Consider the following 22,380-nt stretch of genomic DNA (forward strand, 5'->3'; position numbering starts at 1 on the left):
TACGATTAACTTAAATAGCAACATAGTGTATATATAATATCAACTATATTAAACGCCTTTTGATAAATTTTTATCTATACAAGTATTCATTAGATAACCAATAAAAATAAGAGATAGCCACTTTTATGAGTAGTAGCTACCTCTTATTTATGAATCCAAATACAAAAGCTTGTATCAACTTATTGCATAGATAATCGTTAATTAATCAACAGGTTCTTTTTCTATTTCTATCAACAAATCACCTGTTTCAATTGCATCACCGCTTTTAACTGTAAGTTTAGTCACTGTTCCATCAAAAGGTGCTTGGATTGTTGTCTCCATTTTCATTGCTTCAGTTATTAATAAAGCCTGACCACTTGTGACAGATTCACCCTCAGAAATTTGCACTTCTGTAACAGAACCTGGCATTTGAGCCCCTATATGATTCGGATTTAATTTATCTGCTTTCGGTTTAACACTTGCGTTTGCTTTAACATTTTCATCTTGAATATAGATACGTCTCGCCTGACCATTCATATCATAGAAAATAGTACGCATACCTTTTTCATCTGGTTCTGTTATTGTTTTTAACGTAATAATCAGTCGTTTTCCTGTATCTATTTCAATTTCAACTGTTTCATTTGAACGCATTCCAAAGAAGAACGTTGGTGTATCTAAGAGTGAAACATTACCAAATTGTTCTTGTGTCGCAATAAACTGTTCATAAACCTTTGGATAAAGTACGTAACTAATAACATCTTGTTCAGTCACTTCACGTTGTTGCTTTTCTTCTAACTCTTTTCTAACTGCCTCAAAATCTACCGGCTCTAAATATTCACCAGGTCTGTCTGTAAGCGCAGTCTGACCTTTTAAAATAACTTTTTGGAGATCTTTATTGAAACCACTGACAGGTTGACCAATGTCGCCTTTAAAGAAGGAAACCACTGATTCTGGGAAATCCAATTTATGTCCCTCATCAATAACTGCTTGTTCGTCTAGTTCATTTTGAACCATGTACAGTGCCATGTCTCCTACTATTTTAGATGATGGCGTAACTTTGACTAAATCACCAAACAAGAAATTCACACGTCTATACATATCTTTCACTTCATTAAATCGATTACCCAGTTCTAAGCTCTTAGCTTGTTGTCTTAAGTTTGAATACTGACCACCAGGCATTTCATGTTTATATATTTCCGTATTAGGTGACTTAATATCACTTTCAAAATCACTATAATACTGACGTACAATTCCCCAATAATGAGATAATTCTTCCATGCCATCAATATCAGCGCGCATATTTCTATCAAACCCATTTAATGCATAATATAATGCATTTCCACTAGGTTGACTTGTTAATCCACTCATTGAAGCTACTGCAGTATCAATGACATCGACACCTGCATCTATCGCCTCTTTATATATCATTAATCCATTTCCACTTGTATCATGCGTGTGCAAATGTATTGGTAAATCTACAGCTGCTTTTAATTCTCCAATTAATTCATAGGCTGCTTTAGGTTTTAATAAACCTGCCATATCTTTAATCGCTAAAATATGGAACCCTTCTTTTTCAAGCGTTTTGGCCATATTTATATAATATTCTAATGTGTAAATATCTGAACGTTTAGGATTTAAGATATCACCTGTGTAACAAATTGTACCTTCTGAAATCTTCCCTGCTTCTTGTACTGCCTCATTTGCAACTTTCATTTGATCTACCCAGTTTAATGAGTCGAAAATACGGAAAACATCGATACCAGCCTCAGCACTTTCTTGCACAAACTTTTTAATTACATTATCAGGATAATTCTTATAACCTACTGCATTAGAAGCACGTAATAACATTTGGAATAAAACATTTGGAATTTCTTTTCTAAGTCTTTCTAATCTTTCCCAAGGGTTTTCTTTCAAGAAATTGTAAGCAACATCAAATGTAGCTCCACCCCATAATTCTAAAGAAAAGTTATCTTGCATCACTTCAGCTGTTTTAGAAGCAATATTCATCATGTCTTTTGTACGTACACGTGTAGCTAGTAAAGATTGATGTGCATCTCTAAATGTTGTATCCGTGATTAGTACATCTTCCTGTTGTTTTAACCATGTTGCGACTGCTTGAGGTCCTTTTTCATCTAATAATTGTTTCGTTCCTTGAAGATTAGCTATTTCCTTTTTTGGTACTACTGGTATTGGTGAAGTCTCATATATTGGTTTTGGACGTTTCTCAACGTTTGGAAAACCATTAATTGAAACGTTACCAATATATTCTAATGTTTTAGTACCACGGTCTAAAGTCGGTTGAATATCAAATAGTTCTGGTGTCTTCTCAATAAATTTCGTTGTATAGTCCCCAGTTTTAAATTGAGGATGTCTTATCACATTAATTAAGAATGGCACATTTGTTTTCACACCACGAATTCTCATCTCTTGTAATGAACGATCCATTTTTTCTTCTGCTTGTTTAAATGACATGCCATGTGTGGAAAGTTTAACAAGTAATGAATCATAATATGGTGAAATCTCGGCGCCTTGGAAACCATCTCCAGCATCTAATCTCACACCAAAACCACCACTTGAACGGTATGCTATAATTCTTCCAGAATCTGGCATGAAATCATTTGTAGGATCTTCAGTCGTAATACGGCACTGAATTGCGTAACCTAAAGTTTGAATATCTTGTTGCTGAGGCATTGAAATTTCTTTATCAAAAAGATTTTCTCCATCCGCTACAAGGATTTGTGTTTTAACAATATCTACGCCTGTTATCATTTCAGTTATAGTATGTTCTACTTGAACACGTGGATTAACTTCAATGAAATAATAGTCATCTCCAGATACTAAAAATTCAACAGTACCAGCATTTACATACTCAATCTTTTCCATTAGTTGAATTGCTGAATCACATATTCTTTCTCTTAAATCATCAGTAAGTGCCACTGATGGTGCAACTTCAACTACTTTTTGATGACGACGTTGTACAGAACAGTCTCTTTCATATAAATGAACAATATTTCCGTGTTCGTCTCCAATCACCTGTACTTCGATATGCTTTGGATTATCGATATATTTTTCAATGTATACTTCACTATTACCAAAGGATTTCTCAGCTTCAGACTTAGCACGATGGAATGCCTCTTCTAATTCACCTTCTGAGTGAACGATACGCATACCTTTACCGCCACCCCCACTTGTAGCTTTAATCATCAGTGGATATCCTGCTTCATTGGCAAATGCAATTGCCGCTTCTTGACTATCAATTGGACCATCCGTGCCTGGAATAACAGTCAAGTCTGCTTTAATTGCTGTTGCTCGTGCCTTAACTTTATCTCCAAACATATCTAAATGTTCAACACGTGGACCAATAAATTTAATACCTTCTTCGCTACATCTACGTGCAAATGTTTCATTTTCACTTAAAAATCCATAACCAGGATGTATCGCATCTACGCCTGCGCGTTTTGCTACATCTAGAATACGTTCTATATTTAAATAAGACTCTGCCGGTCCTAAGTCTTTTCCTACTAAGTATGATTCATCAGCTTTATATCTATGTAAAGACCCCTTATCTTCATTTGAATATATCGCAACTGTATTAATATTCAACTCCGTTGCAGCCCTAAAAATCCTTATTGCTATTTCCCCACGATTGGCTACCAATAGTTTATTTATTTTATTCACACCATGGTCCCCCTTAAATTTTTGAATTTTCTAAAAAGTTAGTTATGAAAATCATTATATCAAAATACGAACAATGTATACAGTAAAAAATATAAGAGCAAATCTCTGTGCAATGTATAAACAGTTTATTAATTAAGGAAGCATACATAGCTACAATACATCAAATTAAACTCCTAATTCCTTACCATTAGCGTGTTCCAAAGTAATTGTATCATAATCATATCATAATAAAAAGTTATTGTTTATGATAAGTTTTTATTATTGGTTTTCTAAAAAATACTAAGTATTTCAAAATTCTGATATAATAAAATAAAAATAAGCAAACGTTTTCAACAATAATCTGTTGTAACGTTTGCTTTTAATGTATGGTTAATATTCTATTTTAAAACATCATTCATAGACACTAATACATTTAATACTTTTTAGCTATATCCACATGATTTTGACTTTTACGTGTTTTTTTCTTTTTTAATTCTTCTATTTTAATTTGTTTAGCTGTAATGAGCAACAAGCCCATTGCAATACTTAAACTTATCATTGAAGAGCCACCGAAACTAATGAATGGTAAAGGCACCCCTGTTAATGGGATGGTACCAGAAATACCGCCTAAGTTTACAAATGTCTGACTGCCTATATAACTTGCTATGCCTACACATACTAATTTATAGAAGTAAGAATTCGTTTTGTTCGCAAGTTCGAAAGCTCTGTAAACGATAAAAAATAATAAACAAATAACAAAAAGACCACCTAATAAGCCTAATTCCTCACAAATAATTGAAAAAATGAAATCTGTATGCGGTTCTGGTAAATAACCCAATTTCATAATACTATTACCTAATCCTCGACCAAACAGACCTCCATTTCCAATTGCAATAAGCGAATTAGAAATATGATAACCTGTACCTGATTCTTGACTAAACGGATTTGTTAACGTACTAAAACGTGCTGTTAAATAGTCTGGGACTAATCCTAATAGTAAGAATAGGCCTCCAATAAGTGCTACACCTATAATAATCATCAAACCATATCTAAGTGATTTTTGTACGCCTATCCCTGCATAAAATAGAATTGAAAAGAAAATGATTAATATTAGCAACGTTTGTCCAATATCTCTTTGTAAAATTACGAGCCCTATACAAAATGAAGCTAAAATAATTGGAGACATTAATAATTTCGGTTCTTTAAATACCTTAGGTCGTTTCTTTTCTATCATATATGGAATATACAATAATATTGCGATTTTCAATAATTCAGATGCTTGTAAATTCATGAATCCTAAATTAATCCAACTTTTTGAACCATTAATGTTACTACCTACCACTAATGTAGCTCCTAGTAACACAATTATTCCAGTCATCATCCATTTTTGAAATTGTGTTGATGCTAAAAATTTCACATTCATGAAAAATGCCATAAAAAAGACGAGAGATAAACTCATAATTACATACATCAACTGTCTGGTATAAAAGTAAGTTCCAGATACAGCTACACCACCTGTCAATGTACCTTTTGTGGCTGCAACCATACTTGCACTATAAACCATTACCAAACCGATGAGACATAATAATAAATATGTAATTACTAACGGATAGTCGATAAATTTAGCATTTCTGCCAATGTATCGAAAAAATTGCTTTATGTTATTCATTTGACATATCATCCAATTCTAATTATTAATATCTTTACTATTTGCTAGATCTTGATGCTTAAACCTACATATTTAGTAATGCTTAAGTTATTCATTTGACATTAAGTCTGTATTAAAAAATAATAAATTGCGCTTTTTCCATTATATCAACATTACAATATTATCTCGAGCAAATATAACACAAAGTTTAATATTTTAATTACTCACCACTTAAAAGTATATTTAAAACAAGAAAAGTGACTGCGGCCCAATCAACAAAATATTGATTTCCCAGTCACTTCTCATATGTTTATGTAGTTTTTAAATACTACAATAGCTTTTGTATATTTTTAAAATTTGGGCTATTAATGGATCTAGCCACAATACGCACTATTAACCCAATTAAACATTTGTAAATGCATCATGCAGTTTAGAAAGTTCTTTTTCTAAACGAAGCATTAAACCTTTGCCCGTTTCACTGTCTACTAAACCAAGTTCAACTGCAAAATCAACTTCTTTCTGCAATCCAAACATTTGAGTATCGAGTACTTCTTCATATAATGGGCATTGAGGTAATGTAAGATTATCCATTTGCACTTTAATAAGTTGGAGAATCCTATCAGCATCTTTATTCAACTGGTCATATGCCGCACTATTTAACTTTTGATTCTTTACCATGACATACTCCCCCTATCAATTGTAACTTTATAAATAAAAGTGTATCTCACTGAATACTAAAAAGCAAGAGAATTCAGAAATATACTAAATACTGTCATATGTGATAAAATTGTATTTAAACAAATTTTATCTCAACAGTATTTAGTACTTTATTTCAAAAACTGCTCAGCCTTGATAAGAAAGCGTTTTTATACAAAGTCATTTTTAACTAAATTAGATGTAAATATTAAATAAATTACCATCTTAATTATAAAAGTCACCAAAAATTCATGATTTGGCTTAACATTATTTTTCTGAGATAATTTTTATTATAAAGTACTATAAATATCTGTAGATATTTAAATAGGAGTGGGATTATGATTCAAATTAAGGGCGCTGTTAAATTTCCAATTACTTTAGATAGTACAACTTGGATTTTTGACGATCGCAAAGTACAAATTGAAGACTTAGAGAATGGTGTTTTTGATGGCACAAAACCAATTGCTTTTGATGATAATCGCGAATGGAATCGTGCTATTTTAGAAGGTCAAACAAATCCTCCAACACTAAATTCTGAAATTAAGTATAAGAAACGTGCAGTATTAGAAAATTCTTTTGTCATTAATATGACTCCCTTTTTCAAAAATGCGGAATTACAAGATACAGCATCTGCAATTCGTTTATTTAATCATGAAGCATCAATTGAGGTACCTATTGATTTATTACCATATTTATTTTTCCAATTTGCTAAAGATGGCAAGAGATTATATGATGACAATGCCGTTGATAGCTTTGTCTATATTCCTGATGAAGGTTATTCATATCAATTTAAGTACGTTACTCATATTGAGGTGATTTAAGATGCGGAAAGTGCAATGTATTATATGTGATACCGAAGTATTTATTGATGAAAATACATTAGAAGCTAAAAGATTAAAAAACGATCCAATGCATACTTTTATGTGTGATGAATGTAAAAGTAGACTCGATACACCTAAACATCGCAATCAAATATCAACATATAATCATCGTTAAAGTAAGCTCAATAATAATTAGTATAGCAACATCCAAATCTAGTCCGAGAGATAGATATACTGATAATCAGTTTCAAAATATAAAAGACAAACCCAATGCTATTGTTTAGCGTTGGGTTTGTCTTTTATTTTGAAAATCTAAACTTTGATCACTTGCTATAATCTTTTAAATGAACACAATGTTTCATGATAGTCATTTAGACTAACTTCTATCGTAAGACAAAAGATGAAAAATACCAGATGTTAGAGTGTCGCAAGTACAAAAAAACTGTCGACAAAGTCTAAGACCTCATCGACAGCTTGAAATAAATTTTATTCAAATCATACAAATTGTATTATTCGTCTTCTTGCATCATTTGTTTAACACGTTTTGATTCTTTCTCACGTGCTGATTTTTCTAAAATTGTTTTTCTAATACGAATATTTTCTGGTGTAGCTTCTACAAGTTCGTCGTCATTTATAAATTGTAACGCTTCTTCTAAAGTTAATACTCTAGGACGTTTCATAGTTACAGTTTGGTCTTTGTTTGCAGAACGTACGTTTGTTTGGTTCTTTTCTTTTGTGACGTTAACTGTTAAGTCATTTTCACGATTATGTTCACCAACAACCATACCTTCATAAACTTCTGTACCAGGTTCCATGAAGTTTATTCCACGATCTTCTAAGCCCATAATTGCATATGAACTTGCTTTACCTTGATCTAATGATACTAAAGCACCATTTCTTCTACCGCCAATACGTCCTTTAACACGAGGTCTAAACTCTTCAAATGTATGGTTGATAATACCATAACCGCGAGTTTGTGACATGAATTCAGTAGTATAACCGATTAAGCCACGTGCTGGTACCATAAAGATAATACGTGTTAAGCCATTATCAGTAGTTACCATATCGACCATTTCACCTTTACGTTGACCCAATGATTCAATAACTGAACCTGTATATTCTTGAGGCACTTCACATTGTACACGTTCAAATGGTTCACATTTAACGCCATCAATTTCTCTTAAAATAACTTGAGGTTTAGAAACTTGTAATTCAAAACCTTCACGTCTCATGTTTTCAATTAAGATTGATAAGTGTAATTCACCACGACCTGCAACAATCCATTTATCTGGTGATTCAGTTTGCGTAACTTTTAATGACACATCCGTCTCTAATTGTTGATCTAAACGTTCTTGAATTTGACGAGAAGTTACATAATCACCTTCACGTCCAGCAAAAGGAGAATTATTTACTCTGAAAGTCATTTCTAATGTTGGTTCATCTATTCTTAATACTGGTAAAGCATCTTGATTATCAGTAGGTGTTACTGTTTCACCAACGTTGATATCTTCCATTCCAGATACAGCAATTAAATCGCCAGCATACGCTTCATTAACTTCTTCACGTTTTAAACCGAAGAAACCAAAGATTTTTGTTACACGGAAGTTTTTAACTGATCCGTCTAATTTAATCAATGATACACTATCTCCTACACGCATTGTTCCTCTGAACACACGTCCTACACCAATACGTCCTAAATAATCACTATAATCTAGTAACGCAGTTTGGAATTGTAATGGTTCATCTCTATTATCAATAGGAGCAGGGACATAATCAATAATTGTTTCATATAATGCCTGCATGTTTTCGTCTTGTTTTTCTGCGTCTAAACTTGCTGTACCATTAACAGCTGAAGCATAAACTACTGGGAAATCTAATTGCTCATCGTTCGCTTCTAATTCGATAAATAAGTCTAAGACTTCGTCAACTACACCTTCTGGTCTAGCTTCTGGTTTATCAATTTTATTAACTACCACTACTGGTTTTAAATTTTGCTCTAATGCTTTTTTCAATACAAAACGTGTTTGAGGCATTGTACCTTCATATGCATCAACTACTAAGACAACACCGTCAACCATTTTCATGATACGTTCTACTTCTCCGCCAAAGTCAGCATGTCCTGGTGTATCTAAAATATTAATTCGATTATCTTTATAATTAACTGCTGTGTTTTTAGCAAGGATTGTGATACCACGTTCTCTCTCAATATCATTTGAATCCATTGCTCTTTCATCTACGTGCTCGTTCTCACGGAAAATTCCTGATTGTTTTAATAATTCATCTACAAGTGTCGTTTTACCATGGTCAACGTGAGCGATGATTGCTATATTACGAACATCTTCTCTAATTTTAGTCATTTTATACAAATTCCTTTCTCGAGTAAATTCCCACTTCTCTTTGCAACTTTTTTATTATATCATATAATTGGTTAAAGAAAACTATAAAGGTGTGGTCGGGATGCAACAAAAAAAATCAAAGTCAATATTTTGGGTACTCGCTATAATAGCCATTTTATTTTTACTATTATTTAGTTTTAGTTTAGCTGCAACTAATGTTCCAATGATGATTTTAACACTTATATTGTTCATTGCAACATTTGGTTGCGGTTTCACATTAAAAAAGAAATATCGTGAAAATGATTGGCTTTAAATCAGTACTTTTTTCATAAATAATTTTTAGAAGCGCCTTACTCTACAAACACGAGTAAGACGCTTTTTTTGTCTATTTGAAAATCGCTAATCACTATTTTTTAATCTTTTTTGTAATAATTCTATGATTTCAATATTTTTTTCAAAATGATTACTTATTAATTCCGAGTGAAGTTGCTTGTTTGCCATAACAATTGAACTAGGTTCATAAATAGATAATGTATCCCCCATTAAATTAGTCCCTTTACCACCAACTTCATTCAAGATAATCAACCCGCCTGCAAAATCCCAAGGTTGTAACCTTGGTGTGATATATCCTGCCAACTTACCTGTCGCTACATAAACAATTTCCAATGCTGCAGAACCGTAAGCACGTGCGCTCCTTGCTTCATCAACGATCGGTTTAAATATTTCTCCTAGCCTTGGCTTGGTCAACCAATTAGGATTTATACCTATAATACTTGTTTTTAAAGGTGTCGAAGGTATATCTGGTATTGGATGTTCATTTTCATATGCACCTTCCCCCGCTTTGGCATGGTATAGCACATCATTCATCACATCATAAACAAATCCTGCATAGGGTTTTCCTTCATTATATATACCAATCGATATTGCAAAGTTTTCTTTTTGATGTACAAAGTTCAATGTACCATCGATAGGATCTACTACCCAAACTACACCTTGTTCATCTACTAGGTCATGTCCATGCCCCTCTTCGCCGATAACTAAATGATTCGGGTATGTCTTCATTATATTATCAAATATATATTTTTCAGTAGCTTTGTCTACATTAGTTACTAAATCATTTGGGTTTGATTTTGTTTCTATTTCTATATCTTGTTTCATTATTTTTTTAACATTATTTCCCGCTTCTAATATTAGACCTTTAGCAAATTCATAAACAGTCATTGTATCAGCTCCTTAGTCTCTTTATATTATACATTAATTATTGTTCTAAAAGGTGTTGAATAACTTCCCTAATATTCATTTTTTATATGTATAGCATTTAAATTAAATTGTTTAGTTCATTAATATATCTTTGTATACCCTATTATACTTACTTTCACACGCTGATCATACGCTCAGTCAAAGTCGATGAGAGTAATAACAAATTATGCTACAATACAAACGAATATATTGAATATAGGAGGTCTATATGACTAAGTACACATTTAAACCTAATGACTTTAAAGCTTTTACAATAGATGGTCTTGATGCGCGCATGGAAGCATTGAATGAACGCGTTCGACCACAATTAAATGAATTGGGAGCGTATTTCACTCAATTTTTAGAAACAACAACTGGCGAAACATTTTATCCACATGTTGCTAAACACGCTCGTCGAAGCGTAAACCCACCTAAAGACACATGGGTGGCTTTTGCTACTAATAATCGAGGTTACAAAATGCTTCCTCACTTCCAGATAGGGTTATTTGAAGATCAATTATTTGTAATGTATGGTGTAATGCATGAAGCTAAAGATAAAGCTCAACGTGTCGATGTATTTACTGAGCAATTTGAAACATTAAAAAACTTACCAAAAGATTATAGTGTAAGTTTAGACCATATGAGTCAAGAAAAAACTTACATACATGAAATGTCTGACGAAGATTTAAATAAGGCCATAACACGTGTGAAACAAGTTAAAAAAGGTGAGTTTTTTGTTGCACGCACATTAACTCCTCAAAGCGAACAGCTAAAAAGCGATAAATCATTCTTACATTTCTTAGAAGAAACATTTGAACAATTATTAAAATTTTATAGATAATTTTCTATCAACATGGTGTAAAAGCACGGAGCTAAAGTTTAACTTTAGCTCCGTGCTTTAAATTTGTCCTTTTTTCATTACTCAACTAGATAAGTTAATCATCAAATTAATATATATAAGGATCATTGTCTTTTTTCTTTTTCATTTCCGTATCAGGGTTTACTTCCGGGTGTTGTTGTTTTTGACTGTCTCCATTTTGTTGATTGGGTTTTAGATTATTATGCTTTTTATCATTTTTTCTACTAAACAGCATAATAGCAACTATCAACCATAAAACAAGTGCAATGATATTAGCAGTAAATAAACCTATTAAACCAGCTACAATAAATAAACATGCAGATAATACTCTGTGTTTATTTATTAAAATTGTTGCTATAATACCTAATATTGTAGAAATAAGTAAGATGCTACCTTGGAAAATTGCGGTAGCTTTAAATGCTTCTGAGGATATCTCTACGCCATTTTGTTGATTCATTTCATTATACATTTCTACAAATTGTGGATTGTTTATTAAAAATAACCCTATTACTAAAAACAATAAATATATTAAACTTAGTCCATTTGCGATCCATGCAATAATGCGTTCTGCTTTTCTCTTCATCGTTATCCTCCTCTTCTATATTTTAATACTATCATAGCAAAATTATTAAAGTTTAAAAATTATCTTGTGCTATTTAGATACATAATCTATTAAATCAAGCCTATTTTATTTAATCTAATGTGATAATACTTATGTTTACAACCTTAGTTTTAGGTTGACCTAACAAATTATTTGGAGTAATCTAGAGAATATTGATGATACATTTAGGCGGTGATTTTTTGACACAACAAACAAACAATAAACATAAAAGTATGGATGAAATCAATAATACGGTTTCTGTAAACTCTAATGGTAAATTCAGCCAAAAATTACTTTCCTTTTTAGGACCTGGACTATTAGTAGCGGTAGGTTATATGGATCCAGGTAATTGGATTACTTCCATGCAAGGCGGCGCACAATTTGGTTATATTTTGCTATTCGTAATTTTACTATCTAGTTTATCTGCAATGCTATTACAAAGTATGACAGTAAGATTAGGCATAGCAACAGGTATGGACTTAGCGCAAGCAACCAAACACTATTTGAACAAACCGCTTTCGTTTATATTTTGGATTATAGCAGAGCTTGCAATTATCGCTACAGACATTGCTGAAGTTATCGGAAGTGCTATTGCCTTAGATTTACTATTTGATATTCCATTATTAATAGGTGCATTAATCACAGTACTCGACGTTTTCTTATTGTTATTTATTATGCGTTTTGGATTTAGAAAAATTGAAGCTATCGTCGGAACATTGATTTTTACCGTACTCGTTATTTTTATATTCGAAGTATTCATAGCTTCACCAGAAGTAAATGATATAATTAATGGCTTTATACCACACCAGACAATTATTACAGATAATAGTGCCCTATTTATAGCATTAGGTATTATTGGTGCGACAATTATGCCACATAACTTATATTTACATTCTTCCATCGTACAATCTAGAATGTATGATAGAAATAGTATAAAATCAAAAGCACAAGCTATTAAATTTGCCACTCTCGATTCGAATATACAACTATCTATTGCATTTGTTATTAACTGTTTATTACTCGTGTTAGGCGCCGCGTTATTTTATGGCGTAAATACGGAACAACTCGGTGGTTTTTATGATTTATACAATGCGTTGTTGCATCAACCGGTGATAGGCGCTTCTATGGGTGCAGTGATGAGTACGTTGTTTGCAATAGCACTGCTTGCCTCCGGACAAAATTCAACAATAACGGGGACAATGGCAGGACAAATAGTCATGGAAGGATTTATAAACCTTAAAATACCTAATTGGTTACGTAGGCTAATCACAAGAGTCATTGCCATATTACCTATTATTTTATGCTTAATTATATTTCATGGTAATGAAGCTAAAATGGAACAACTATTAGTATTCTCTCAAGTATTTTTAAGTTTAGCGTTACCCTTTTCATTAATCCCATTACAACTAGCAACTAACGATTATCGTTTAATGGGGCCGTTTAAAAATAAAAGTTGGGTTAATACCATTTCCTGGATCCTAATAATTATTTTAAGTATTTTAAATATCTATTTAATTATTCAAACATTTCAAGACTTATAGCGATATAAAAATGCCGATGATATCATATCATCGGCATTTTTATTTAAGATTTATCTTTTGTTTGATCTTCTGATGTCGAAGATGCTTCATTAGTTTCTTGATCTTCTGCATCATGTGATGTTACTTTTTTACGTTCTTCAAAATTCATTCTACGTTGATTTACAGCACTAGGTCGTTGCTTGCGCTTTTCTTTCTCACGTTGTCTGCGTTCTTTTTTCTCTTGCTTAATACGTGCTTTTTCTTCAGCTTTCTCTTGTTTTAATCTTGCAGCTTCTTCTGCCTTTTCTTGTTTAAGACGTTGTTGTTCTTCATATTCTGCTTGTTTACGTTGCGCCTCTTCTTCTGCAAGTTGTTGGTTATATCTTTCCGTTTCTGCTCTTTCACGTTCTGCTTGTTCATTCATTGCATCATTTTGTTGATGCTGCATTTCATCTTCAACAGGTTTACCCTTTTCATCATAAATACTACTTACCTGACCAAATTCATCATCAGAACTTTGCTGTCCATCTTGGTTTTCATGGTGCTTTTTGTTTTTATAGTTGTATTTAGCCTGTCTTGAAAGTATTTTCGGTTCTTCATCCGATGCATCTTTTTCTGTATTTACTTTTTCGGCAATTTCAGAACTATAACCACCTCTTCTGAGTTGATTATCTTTGTTTGTTTGTTGTTCTACGTCAGAAGTTTGTTGTCTGTCATCATTTTGAGGCTCCACAACACCTTGAGGTTTTGTAAATTCTTGATGTTGCTCATAATCTGTGTAATGTCCTTGATTTCCTTCTGCATAATACGCAGGTACGGTTTCTACTTTTTCTTTACGCGCAAACATCATGATTGCAATAATTAAAAATAGAATAGGGATAATCAATGTTACAAATAGTAACACTAACGGCAAAGTAACTAAAGTAGCTACTAAGAATAAGAATCCAGATAAAACTCTTATATTCATTGAAATTAATGCTAAAAATGAAATTAATAGACAAATGATAAAATATACTATAACTGCCCACACACCATTTTGTAACCATATTACAAACTGGGTTGTATTTAGACTATTATTAGCTAAAAGTTGTTGGACAAAATCATTTCCGTTCAATGAAGTTTCTAAATTTTGTATTGATGTGTCACTACTAAAAGATACTAGTGCAATAAACATCGTAATAATGGTAAGTAAGAGTAAGAATATCCAACTCAACCAACCTAATACTTTTTCTGCTAGTCGACTCACTGGACGCCTAACTTGAGTATATTGCTCTCCTGACATGTATTTACAACTCCTTATATTGCTTGTCAAACTATTATATCGAATTAACAGTAAAATAACTACTAACTACGATTTATTTTAATGACATTTTAAAATTTAAAAATCTTTCGTTATATTCGCTTAATGTTTCTTTACCTAAGTCTTTATAAACTTCTAATTTAGATTGCGTTTCTTGAGACGGATAGAAGCGATCATCATTTTTAACATTGGCCGGCAATTTTGCTCTTGCGACTTTATTAGGTGTTGCATAGCCTACCCACTCTGTATTTTGCTTATTAATTTTTGCATCTAATAGAAAATTCATAAATTTATATGCACCTTCTTTGTTTTGTGCTGTTTTTGGTATAACCATGTTATCAAACCATAGGTTAGAACCTTCTTTAGGAACTACATAATCAAATTCATCACTCGCTTGAACAATAGGTGCTGCTACGCCACTCCAAACAACTGCGATGTTTGCTTCATGTTGCTCTAACATCATTGTAATTTCATCACCTACTACACCTTTAACATTTGGGCTTAAGCGTGTTAAATTTTTCTCTGCTTTTTCTAAATGTTGTCTATGGGTATCATTTAAACTATAACCTAATTTGTTAAGTGATAATCCTATTATTTCTCTAGCACCATCTACTAATAAGACATCATCATTATATTTTTTATTGTAAAGGCTTTGCCATGAATTAAAATTATCGTTTGGATATATATTTTTATTATATACAATTCCTACAGTACCAAAAAAATAAGGCACTGAATATCGATTTCCTTTATCAAATGGCATATTCATATAATCAGAATCTAGATTTTTCATATTAGGTATTTTTTCATGATTAATAGGTAATAATAACTTTTCACGTTTCATTTTTTCTACTGTATATTCACTTGGAAAAGCTACATCGTAATGCGTACCACCATTACGGATTTTGGCTTCCATTGCTTCGTTAGAATCAAATGTTTCATAAACAACTTCTATACCAGTTTCTTTTTGGAATTGTTTAATTAACTCAGGGTCTATATATTCTCCCCAGTTATATACATAAATTTTTTCCCCGCTTGAAGAGTGATTTTTCGCAGTGAATTTTTGGCTTATAAATAAACATATCATTCCTACAGCAATTGAAACTATAATTAATTGTAAAAAGCGCTTCATCGTTGTATACCTCGCTTCAGGAGTCGTTTATGCTTCATTGTACTTTGTATTACATAATAACCTAATACTCCCATCATAATGACTACGAATAATATTGTTGATATAGCGTTAATTTCCATACTAATTCCTTTTCTGGCCATAGCGTATACTTCAACAGACAATACACTAAAGCCGTTTCCAGTAACAAAGAAACTAACAGTAAAATCATCTAGAGAATAAGTTAATGCCATAAAAAAGCCACCTAAAATTGCGGGCATTAATTGTGGTAACATGACTTTATTCAATAATTGCATCTCTGTAGCTCCTAAATCACGTGCTGCATCTAGCGTATTCCCATTCATTTCATACAGTTTGGGCAATACAATAATGACTACAATAGGAATACAAAAAGCGATGTGGGAAATGAGTACTGTCATAAACCCAAGGCCTAACCCAGTAAAATGTCCTATTGCTGTAAACATAATTAAAAATGAAGCACCAATCACAACATCTGAGGATACCATCAAAACATTATTTAATGTTAAAAGCGAAACTTTTAATTTTTTATCTTTTAAATGATATAAACCTATGGCTCCCATTGTTCCGATGACTGTAGCAAACGCTGCAGCTAACAAAGCTACTGCAATCGTATTAAAAATAACAGCCATCAAACGATCATTACTAAATAACGATTGGTAATGTTCTAAAGTAAATCCCTCAAAATGAATCATATTACCAGCAGAATTAAATGAATATACCATTAAAAATAATATTGGAATATACAATATTGCAGTTAAGCTGAAGATATATAACTTGCCATACCATTTCATTAGATTCACCCTTTTCCATTCGAAGATTTAGTATTAGTAATGATTAAGACAAGTGCCATAAAGACGATTAAACATAATGCAATCGTCGAACCCATACCATAATTTTGAATAACTAGAAATTGCTCTTCGATAGCTGTTCCTATATTAATCACTTTATTACCAGCAATCAATCTGGTAATCATAAAGAGTGACAAAGCAGGAATAAATGTAACTTGTATACCTGTTAACACACCTTGCTTAGTAAGTGGTAATATCACTTTTCTAAAAGTTGTAAATGAATTCGCCCCTAAATCACTCGATGCTTGTATTATATTATTAGGAATATCTTTCATACTATTGAAAATTGGTAAAATCATAAATGGTATATAAATATAGCTAGCAACTAATAAAAATGCTGGCGCAGTAAATAATAAATCTGTTTTAGGCAAATGAAGCATGCTCAAGATTTGATTAATAATACCATCATGACTTAACAAACCTATAAATGCATAGGTCTTGAGCAGTAAATTAATCCACGTAGGAATTATTAAGATAAGTAACCATAAGTTTTGATACTTAGATGATTTAATGAAATAAGCAGCAGGATAACTTATTAATAATGTAATGAATGTTATTGCTGTAGCAAACATAATAGAGTCCCAAAACATTTGGAAATACTTAAATGAAACAATTTTCTTATAGTTTTCAAGACTTAAATGCCCATGCAAATCAAACATTGAAAAATAAATGAGTAGAATCACTGGTATAATGATAAATAAAATCATCCATAACAAATAAGGAATGAATAAAAAATTATTAATTTTACGCATGATCTATGTCCTCATAACTTTCAATGCGCTTATCAAATTCTTTTTCTGTTTCTCCAGGCACCATAATATGAATCGCTTCTGGTTCAAAATATAAACCAACTTTACTACCTACTTCGGCTTTTTTAGTTGAGTGTATCATCCACTCATATCCTTTTCTGTCTATACAATTGATTTCATAATGTACGCCTCGAAACAGCATCGCATCTACAGTCACTTCAAATAAGCCTTCTTGCGCATCGGTTAATGTAATATCTTCTGGTCTGATTACAACTTCGACATGTTGGTTTTCTGGGATCCCCATATCTACACATACAAAATCTTGACCGTAGATATTCACTAAATAATCATTTACCATTTCTCCTTCTACGATATTAGATTCACCAATAAAGTCAGCAACAAATCTATTCACAGGTTCGTCATAGATATCTGTAGGTGAACCAAATTGTTGAATCTTGCCATCTTTCATTACAAAAATATAATCACTTAGCGCTAAGGCTTCTTCTTGATCATGTGTAACAAAGATGAACGTAATGCCTAACCTTGATTGAATATCTCTAAGTTCATATTGCATTTCTGTTCGTAGTTTCAAATCCAGTGCAGATAGTGATTCATCTAGTAATAGAATTTCTGGTTCATTGACAATAGCACGTGCAATCGCTACACGTTGTTTTTGACCGCCACTCATTTCTTCCACCGTTCTATACTCATAACCATTTAATTTCACAAGTTTTAATGCTTCTTGAACTTTCTGTTTAATTTCGACTTTACTCATTTTCTTTAATTTTAATCCAAATGCGATATTGTCATATACGTTAAGGTGTGGAAATAGCGCATAATCTTGGAATACTGTATTAACTTTTCGTTTGTTTGCAGGCGTATGCTTTATAGATTTATTTTGATAAATAATGTCACCATTATCTATTTGTTCAAATCCTGCAATGAGCTTTAATATAGTTGTTTTGCCACAGCCAGATGGCCCAAGCAAAGTATAAAAATGTCCTGATTCAATATCAATGTCTATCTTGTTCAAGATTTGTAAATCATCATAACTTTTACTCACTGACTTGAATGATAAGATTGGCTCCATTTATTTGTCCTCCTATAAATATGATGCAGTTGCAACTATCATGACTCTAGCTTCATCTTGAGTCGGGTTATATAATCTATGTATTTGATTTGCTTTAAAATATAATGCATCACCTGTCTCTGCACGATAAGTCTTATCACCTAACATCAAACACACATTGCCTTCTAAACAGTAAATAAACGTATCAGATTCTGAAGGTTTAAAATCTTTATAAGACGCATTGGCTTTTAACGTTAATAAAAGTGGCTCCATCTCTAATTCATTTGATTGTGTCACTGGCCATTTCAATATATAACCTTTGTCGTATTCATCGTAAGTAATTTGCGATACTTTCTTATATAATACCTTTTCATCTATTTGTGCTTTAAAAAAATCACTTGGATGCGTTCCTAAAACTTCTAGTATATTTAAAAAAGTCTCCATACTCGGAGATGCATGTGTACTTTCTATTTGTGATATATAGCCTTTGGATAAATCTGTACGTTCAGCAAGTTCTTCTTGAGTTAAGTTTTTAATCCGTCTTAAATTTTTAATTTTTTTACCTATATCCATTTCGTCACCTATATCTCTTTACTCCATAACGTTTGGTCATAGCAAAGTTTATTTTTAATTAGTTACAAATCTTTATTTTAAGCTCAAAATAAAAAAGCTATATTTAGTTTACTTTTATCAAACATTTTGTTTAATGCTTAATAAAAATATCAAAATATAGCTTATATGACAATAGTTATTTTTAATTTGAACTAAAATATTTTTGATCTGCTGCGCCTTTTACTGCTTGTACTGCCTTGTAACTATTATAACCACTGCTATTTTCAAATTCTTTAAAGATTTGTTTTTCCTCTGCTTTACTGGGAACAATCGCTTTGAATTGTTTATAACGTTCCAATAATACTTCCCCTTCAACTTTAGACTCATAAAATGATTCTATTGCATTGAAAAAAGATACAACTTGCATCATTTCATCATTTGACCAATCTAAATCAATAGGATATTGATATTCCATAAACAAACATGCCACCTTTTCATAATTAAATCATAATTTACAATAGCTAACGCAAATATGGCTACTCTATTATTTAAAAAAATAGCCACCAGTATAAAAACTAGTGGCTATTTCTTATGTGTTGTACGTGTATTAGAACAATATACTTACATTGTGTGGATTGGTAATCCTAATGCTTTTTCAGCTGCTTCCATAGACATTTCACCTAAAGTTGGGTGTGCGTGGATAGTTAATGCTAAATCTTCAGCATTCATACCAGCTTCAATAGCTAAACCTAATTCAGAAATAATATCAGAAGCACCAGCACCAACTACTTGTGCTCCTACTAATGTATTATCTTCTTTAAGTGTTAACAATTTAACAAAACCATTAGTATCATCTAATGATAATGCACGACCGTTAGCTGCATAAGGGAATTTAGAAGCAGTAACTGCTAATCCTTCTTCTTTAGCTTGCTCTTCAGTGTAACCAACTTGTGCAAGTTCTGGTTCAGTGAAACATACAGCTGGCATACCGATGTAATCAACTTCTGATGCTTCACCAGCAATTACTTCAGCAGCAACTTTAGCTTCATAGCTTGCTTTGTGCGCAAGTGGTAAACCTGGAACAATATCGCCAATTGCAAAGATATTTTCAGCAGAAGTACGGCTTTGTTTGTCTACTTCTAACAATCCACGATCTGCGAATTTAAGACCTAATTCTTCTAAGCCTAATTCATCAGTGTTTGGACGACGACCTACAGTAACTAATACGTAATCAGCATCGATTGTTTGCTCTTCACCTTTTACTTCATAAGTTACTTTAACGCCATTTTCTGTTTCTTCAGCAGATTTTGCCATTGCTTCAGTAACAATTTCAACGCCTTTTTCTTTCATACCTTTTTTAACAGGTTGTGTCATTTGTTTTTCGAAACCGCCTAAAATATCTTTAGCGCCTTCTAAAATAGTAACTTCAGAACCAAAGTTAGCGAAAGCAGTTCCAAGTTCAGAACCGATATATCCGCCACCAACAACTACTAATTTGCCAGGAACTTCTTGTAAGTTTAAAGCGCCTGTAGAATCAATTACACGGCTACCAAACTTGAAGTTAGGGATTTCGATTGGTCTTGAACCAGTCGCAATAATAGCATTTTTGAAGTTATATGTTTGAGCACTTTTCTCATCCATAACACGTAAGCTATTGTTATCAACAAAGTAAGCTTCGCCTTTAACGATTTCAACTTTATTACCTTTTAATAGTCCTTCAACTCCACCAGTTAATTTACTAACAACTGATTGTTTGAATTCTTGAACTTTATCAAATTTAAGTGAAACACTTTCAGCAATAACACCTAGGTTTTCTGAGTTTTTAGTTTCATTAAAACGATGTGAAGCATGTAATAAAGCTTTAGAAGGAATACAGCCTACGTTTAAACATACGCCACCTAATTCGCCTTTTTCAACGATTGTTATTTTTTGACCTAACTGTGCTGCACGAATTGCTGCAACATAGCCTCCTGGTCCTGCTCCGATTACAATAGTGTCTGTTTCAATTGGGAAATCTCCAACTACCATGTTTTACCCCTCCATTAATAATAATTCTGGATTATTCAATAATCGTTTGATATGGTTCATAGCATTTTGTCCAGTAGCACCATCAATTTGTCTGTGGTCAAAACTTAATGACAATGATAATACTGGAGCTGCTACGATTTCTCCATCTTTTACAATTGGTTTTTGTGCAATACGGCCAATACCTAAGATAGCAACTTCTGGGTGATTGATAACTGGAGTAAACCATTGTCCACCAGCTGAACCAATATTACTAATTGTACATGTAGCGTCTTTCATTTCGTCTGAAGCTAATTTACCATCACGTGCTTTTACAGCAAGTTCATTAATTTCGTCAGAAATACTAAAGATAGATTTACGATCCGCGTGTTTAACTACAGGTACTAATAGTCCTCTATCAGTATCAGCTGCGATACCAATATTCCAGTAATGTTTATGAACAATTTCGCCAGCTTCTTCATTGAATGAAGTATTAAGTGCTGGGTATTTTTTCAATGCTGAAACTAATGCTTTAACTACATAAGGTAAGAAAGTTAATTTAGTACCTTGCTCAGCTGCAACTTCTTTGAATTTTTTACGGTGATCCCATAATTCTTGAACATCAATTTCATCCATTAATGTTACGTGAGGTGCAGTTTGCTTAGAGTTAACCATAGCTTTAGCAATTGCTTTACGCATTGCAGGTATTTTTTCTGTTGTTTCTGGGAACTCACCTTCAGTTGAAACTGGTGCTGATTGTGTAGTATTTGAAGTTTCTTCACTTACTGCTTCAGAAGTACTTTCATTAGAAGCTGAAGCTGCTTGTCCGCCGCCATTTAAGTAAGCGTCTACATCTTCTTTTGTTGTACGTCCGTTTTTACCTGAAGCTACAACAGCTTTAATATTAACGCCATTGTCACGAGCATATTTACGTACAGATGGCATAGCTTTAACACGTTTACTTTCATCAACTTCTTCGTTTGATGATTGTGCAGGTGTTGCTGCTTCAGTGCTTTCTTCTGCTGGCGCTTCTTCGCTAGCTGATTCGTCACTTTCACTACCTTTAAATTGCATATCTTCTGCATCTGGTGCATCAATTTTAATAATTGTATCACCAACAACTGCTACAGTACCTTCATCTACTAATACTTCTTCAATAGTACCAGCAACAGGAGATGGAATTTCTACAACTGATTTGTCATTCTGCACTTCTGCTAAGACGTCGTCTTCTTCGATTTGATCTCCAGCTTTAACAAACCATTTTACTATTTCACCTTCGTGGATACCTTCACCAATATCGGGTAATTTAAATTCAAATGCCACGTTATTATCCTCCTAGAAATTCATATTAAGTC

General features: G+C 32.6%; 20 protein-coding genes. 5 read left to right on the top strand and 15 right to left on the bottom strand.

Annotation, left to right across the window (positions count from 1 at the left end):
* Positions 1-201: 201 nt before the first annotated feature.
* The 3 genes from PYW31_RS08830 to PYW31_RS08840 form a co-directional block, all read right to left on the bottom strand.
* Positions 202-3,657 carry a pyruvate carboxylase gene (locus tag PYW31_RS08830; protein WP_046836123.1) on the bottom strand — a complete coding sequence of 1,152 codons (3,456 nt, stop codon included), beginning with the start codon at positions 3,655-3,657 and terminating at the stop codon, positions 202-204.
* A gap of 412 nt (positions 3,658-4,069) precedes the next feature.
* Positions 4,070-5,305, bottom strand: a complete 1,236-nt coding sequence (ftsW, locus tag PYW31_RS08835; RefSeq protein WP_046836122.1) for a cell division peptidoglycan polymerase FtsW — start codon at positions 5,303-5,305, stop codon at positions 4,070-4,072.
* A gap of 381 nt (positions 5,306-5,686) precedes the next feature.
* Positions 5,687-5,962 carry an Fpa/YlaN family protein gene (locus PYW31_RS08840; RefSeq protein ID WP_046836121.1) on the bottom strand — a complete coding sequence of 92 codons (276 nt, stop codon included), beginning with the start codon at positions 5,960-5,962 and terminating at the stop codon, positions 5,687-5,689.
* A gap of 356 nt (positions 5,963-6,318) precedes the next feature.
* Here PYW31_RS08840 and PYW31_RS08845 point away from each other — a divergent pair, with 356 nt between their 5' ends.
* Positions 6,319-6,801 (top strand): hypothetical protein, encoded by a 483-nt coding sequence (locus PYW31_RS08845; protein WP_046836120.1) that lies wholly within the window; start codon positions 6,319-6,321, stop codon positions 6,799-6,801.
* Position 6,802: 1 nt separating this feature from the next.
* A complete protein-coding gene (locus tag PYW31_RS08850; protein ID WP_082104699.1) occupies positions 6,803-6,976 on the top strand; it encodes a DUF2197 domain-containing protein in 174 nt (57 codons plus the stop codon).
* A 334-nt stretch (positions 6,977-7,310) separates the two neighbouring features.
* Here the strand turns inward: PYW31_RS08850 and typA are convergent, their stop codons facing one another.
* On the bottom strand, positions 7,311-9,158 hold the full coding sequence (gene typA, locus PYW31_RS08855) for a translational GTPase TypA (protein ID WP_046836119.1): 1,848 nt from the start codon (positions 9,156-9,158) through the stop codon (positions 7,311-7,313).
* Between the two features lie 100 nt (positions 9,159-9,258).
* On the opposite strand from typA, the gene PYW31_RS08860 reads away from it, so the two are divergent.
* Complete coding sequence (locus tag PYW31_RS08860) at positions 9,259-9,450, top strand: DUF5325 family protein (protein ID WP_046836118.1); 192 nt, start codon at positions 9,259-9,261, stop codon at positions 9,448-9,450.
* Between the two features lie 86 nt (positions 9,451-9,536).
* Here PYW31_RS08860 and PYW31_RS08865 read toward each other — a convergent pair whose 3' ends face one another.
* Positions 9,537-10,358 carry an inositol monophosphatase family protein gene (locus tag PYW31_RS08865; RefSeq protein ID WP_046836117.1) on the bottom strand — a complete coding sequence of 274 codons (822 nt, stop codon included), beginning with the start codon at positions 10,356-10,358 and terminating at the stop codon, positions 9,537-9,539.
* A gap of 247 nt (positions 10,359-10,605) precedes the next feature.
* On the opposite strand from PYW31_RS08865, the gene PYW31_RS08870 reads away from it, so the two are divergent.
* Positions 10,606-11,217 carry a YktB family protein gene (locus PYW31_RS08870; RefSeq protein WP_046836116.1) on the top strand — a complete coding sequence of 204 codons (612 nt, stop codon included), beginning with the start codon at positions 10,606-10,608 and terminating at the stop codon, positions 11,215-11,217.
* A gap of 106 nt (positions 11,218-11,323) precedes the next feature.
* On the opposite strand, the gene PYW31_RS08875 is transcribed toward PYW31_RS08870, so the two are convergent.
* On the bottom strand, positions 11,324-11,818 hold the full coding sequence (locus tag PYW31_RS08875) for a DUF4064 domain-containing protein (protein ID WP_046836115.1): 495 nt from the start codon (positions 11,816-11,818) through the stop codon (positions 11,324-11,326).
* A 218-nt stretch (positions 11,819-12,036) separates the two neighbouring features.
* Here PYW31_RS08875 and PYW31_RS08880 point away from each other — a divergent pair, with 218 nt between their 5' ends.
* Complete coding sequence (locus PYW31_RS08880) at positions 12,037-13,377, top strand: Nramp family divalent metal transporter (protein ID WP_256201625.1); 1,341 nt, start codon at positions 12,037-12,039, stop codon at positions 13,375-13,377.
* 43 nt (positions 13,378-13,420) lie between these two features.
* Here PYW31_RS08880 and auxB read toward each other — a convergent pair whose 3' ends face one another.
* From auxB to PYW31_RS08925, 9 genes are all read right to left on the bottom strand, one after another.
* Complete coding sequence (gene auxB, locus PYW31_RS08885) at positions 13,421-14,638, bottom strand: lipoteichoic acid stability factor AuxB (RefSeq protein ID WP_046836113.1); 1,218 nt, start codon at positions 14,636-14,638, stop codon at positions 13,421-13,423.
* 73 nt (positions 14,639-14,711) lie between these two features.
* Positions 14,712-15,785 (bottom strand): ABC transporter substrate-binding protein, encoded by a 1,074-nt coding sequence (locus PYW31_RS08890; protein WP_046836112.1) that lies wholly within the window; start codon positions 15,783-15,785, stop codon positions 14,712-14,714.
* Positions 15,782-16,594 carry an ABC transporter permease gene (locus PYW31_RS08895; RefSeq protein WP_046836111.1) on the bottom strand — a complete coding sequence of 271 codons (813 nt, stop codon included), beginning with the start codon at positions 16,592-16,594 and terminating at the stop codon, positions 15,782-15,784. The genes PYW31_RS08890 and PYW31_RS08895 overlap by 4 nt, the downstream gene beginning before the upstream one ends.
* Before the next feature lie 5 nt (positions 16,595-16,599).
* On the bottom strand, positions 16,600-17,403 hold the full coding sequence (locus PYW31_RS08900) for an ABC transporter permease (RefSeq protein WP_046836110.1): 804 nt from the start codon (positions 17,401-17,403) through the stop codon (positions 16,600-16,602).
* Positions 17,396-18,490, bottom strand: coding sequence for an ABC transporter ATP-binding protein (locus tag PYW31_RS08905; RefSeq protein WP_046836109.1), 1,095 nt, complete (start codon positions 18,488-18,490; stop codon positions 17,396-17,398). Before PYW31_RS08905 ends, PYW31_RS08900 begins: the two co-directional genes overlap by 8 nt.
* 12 nt (positions 18,491-18,502) lie before the next feature.
* Positions 18,503-19,042 (bottom strand): helix-turn-helix domain-containing protein, encoded by a 540-nt coding sequence (locus PYW31_RS08910; protein ID WP_046836108.1) that lies wholly within the window; start codon positions 19,040-19,042, stop codon positions 18,503-18,505.
* Between the two features lie 181 nt (positions 19,043-19,223).
* Positions 19,224-19,496: a UPF0223 family protein gene (locus PYW31_RS08915; protein WP_046836107.1), complete on the bottom strand. Its 273-nt coding sequence runs from the start codon at positions 19,494-19,496 to the stop codon at positions 19,224-19,226.
* A gap of 146 nt (positions 19,497-19,642) precedes the next feature.
* On the bottom strand, positions 19,643-21,049 hold the full coding sequence (gene lpdA, locus PYW31_RS08920) for a dihydrolipoyl dehydrogenase (protein ID WP_046836106.1): 1,407 nt from the start codon (positions 21,047-21,049) through the stop codon (positions 19,643-19,645).
* Positions 21,050-21,052: 3 nt separating this feature from the next.
* The gene (locus PYW31_RS08925; protein ID WP_046836105.1) at positions 21,053-22,348 is read right to left on the bottom strand and encodes a dihydrolipoamide acetyltransferase family protein; all 1,296 of its coding nucleotides are present in this window, start codon (positions 22,346-22,348) and stop codon (positions 21,053-21,055) included.
* Positions 22,349-22,380 lie beyond the last annotated feature (32 nt).

This window comes from Staphylococcus succinus, from assembly GCF_029024945.1.
Taxonomy (GTDB): Bacteria; Bacillota; Bacilli; order Staphylococcales; family Staphylococcaceae; genus Staphylococcus; species Staphylococcus succinus.

What these genes read in the sequence shown, in the direction of transcription:
- ftsW (WP_046836122.1), bottom strand. Translation starts at nt 5,305, where the DNA reads ATGAATAACATAAAGCAATTTTTTCGATACATTGGCAGAAATGCTAAA.
- lpdA (WP_046836106.1), bottom strand. Translation starts at nt 21,049, where the DNA reads ATGGTAGTTGGAGATTTCCCAATTGAAACAGACACTATTGTAATCGGA.
- PYW31_RS08915 (WP_046836107.1), bottom strand. Translation starts at nt 19,496, where the DNA reads ATGGAATATCAATATCCTATTGATTTAGATTGGTCAAATGATGAAATG.
- PYW31_RS08840 (WP_046836121.1), bottom strand. Translation starts at nt 5,962, where the DNA reads ATGGTAAAGAATCAAAAGTTAAATAGTGCGGCATATGACCAGTTGAAT.
- PYW31_RS08900 (WP_046836110.1), bottom strand. Translation starts at nt 17,403, where the DNA reads ATGCGTAAAATTAATAATTTTTTATTCATTCCTTATTTGTTATGGATG.
- PYW31_RS08870 (WP_046836116.1), top strand. Translation starts at nt 10,606, where the DNA reads ATGACTAAGTACACATTTAAACCTAATGACTTTAAAGCTTTTACAATA.
- PYW31_RS08895 (WP_046836111.1), bottom strand. Translation starts at nt 16,594, where the DNA reads ATGAAATGGTATGGCAAGTTATATATCTTCAGCTTAACTGCAATATTG.
- PYW31_RS08850 (WP_082104699.1), top strand. Translation starts at nt 6,803, where the DNA reads ATGCGGAAAGTGCAATGTATTATATGTGATACCGAAGTATTTATTGAT.
- PYW31_RS08845 (WP_046836120.1), top strand. Translation starts at nt 6,319, where the DNA reads ATGATTCAAATTAAGGGCGCTGTTAAATTTCCAATTACTTTAGATAGT.
- PYW31_RS08875 (WP_046836115.1), bottom strand. Translation starts at nt 11,818, where the DNA reads ATGAAGAGAAAAGCAGAACGCATTATTGCATGGATCGCAAATGGACTA.
- PYW31_RS08865 (WP_046836117.1), bottom strand. Translation starts at nt 10,358, where the DNA reads ATGACTGTTTATGAATTTGCTAAAGGTCTAATATTAGAAGCGGGAAAT.
- PYW31_RS08890 (WP_046836112.1), bottom strand. Translation starts at nt 15,785, where the DNA reads ATGAAGCGCTTTTTACAATTAATTATAGTTTCAATTGCTGTAGGAATG.
- PYW31_RS08860 (WP_046836118.1), top strand. Translation starts at nt 9,259, where the DNA reads ATGCAACAAAAAAAATCAAAGTCAATATTTTGGGTACTCGCTATAATA.
- PYW31_RS08905 (WP_046836109.1), bottom strand. Translation starts at nt 18,490, where the DNA reads ATGGAGCCAATCTTATCATTCAAGTCAGTGAGTAAAAGTTATGATGAT.
- PYW31_RS08910 (WP_046836108.1), bottom strand. Translation starts at nt 19,042, where the DNA reads ATGGATATAGGTAAAAAAATTAAAAATTTAAGACGGATTAAAAACTTA.
- typA (WP_046836119.1), bottom strand. Translation starts at nt 9,158, where the DNA reads ATGACTAAAATTAGAGAAGATGTTCGTAATATAGCAATCATCGCTCAC.
- auxB (WP_046836113.1), bottom strand. Translation starts at nt 14,638, where the DNA reads ATGTCAGGAGAGCAATATACTCAAGTTAGGCGTCCAGTGAGTCGACTA.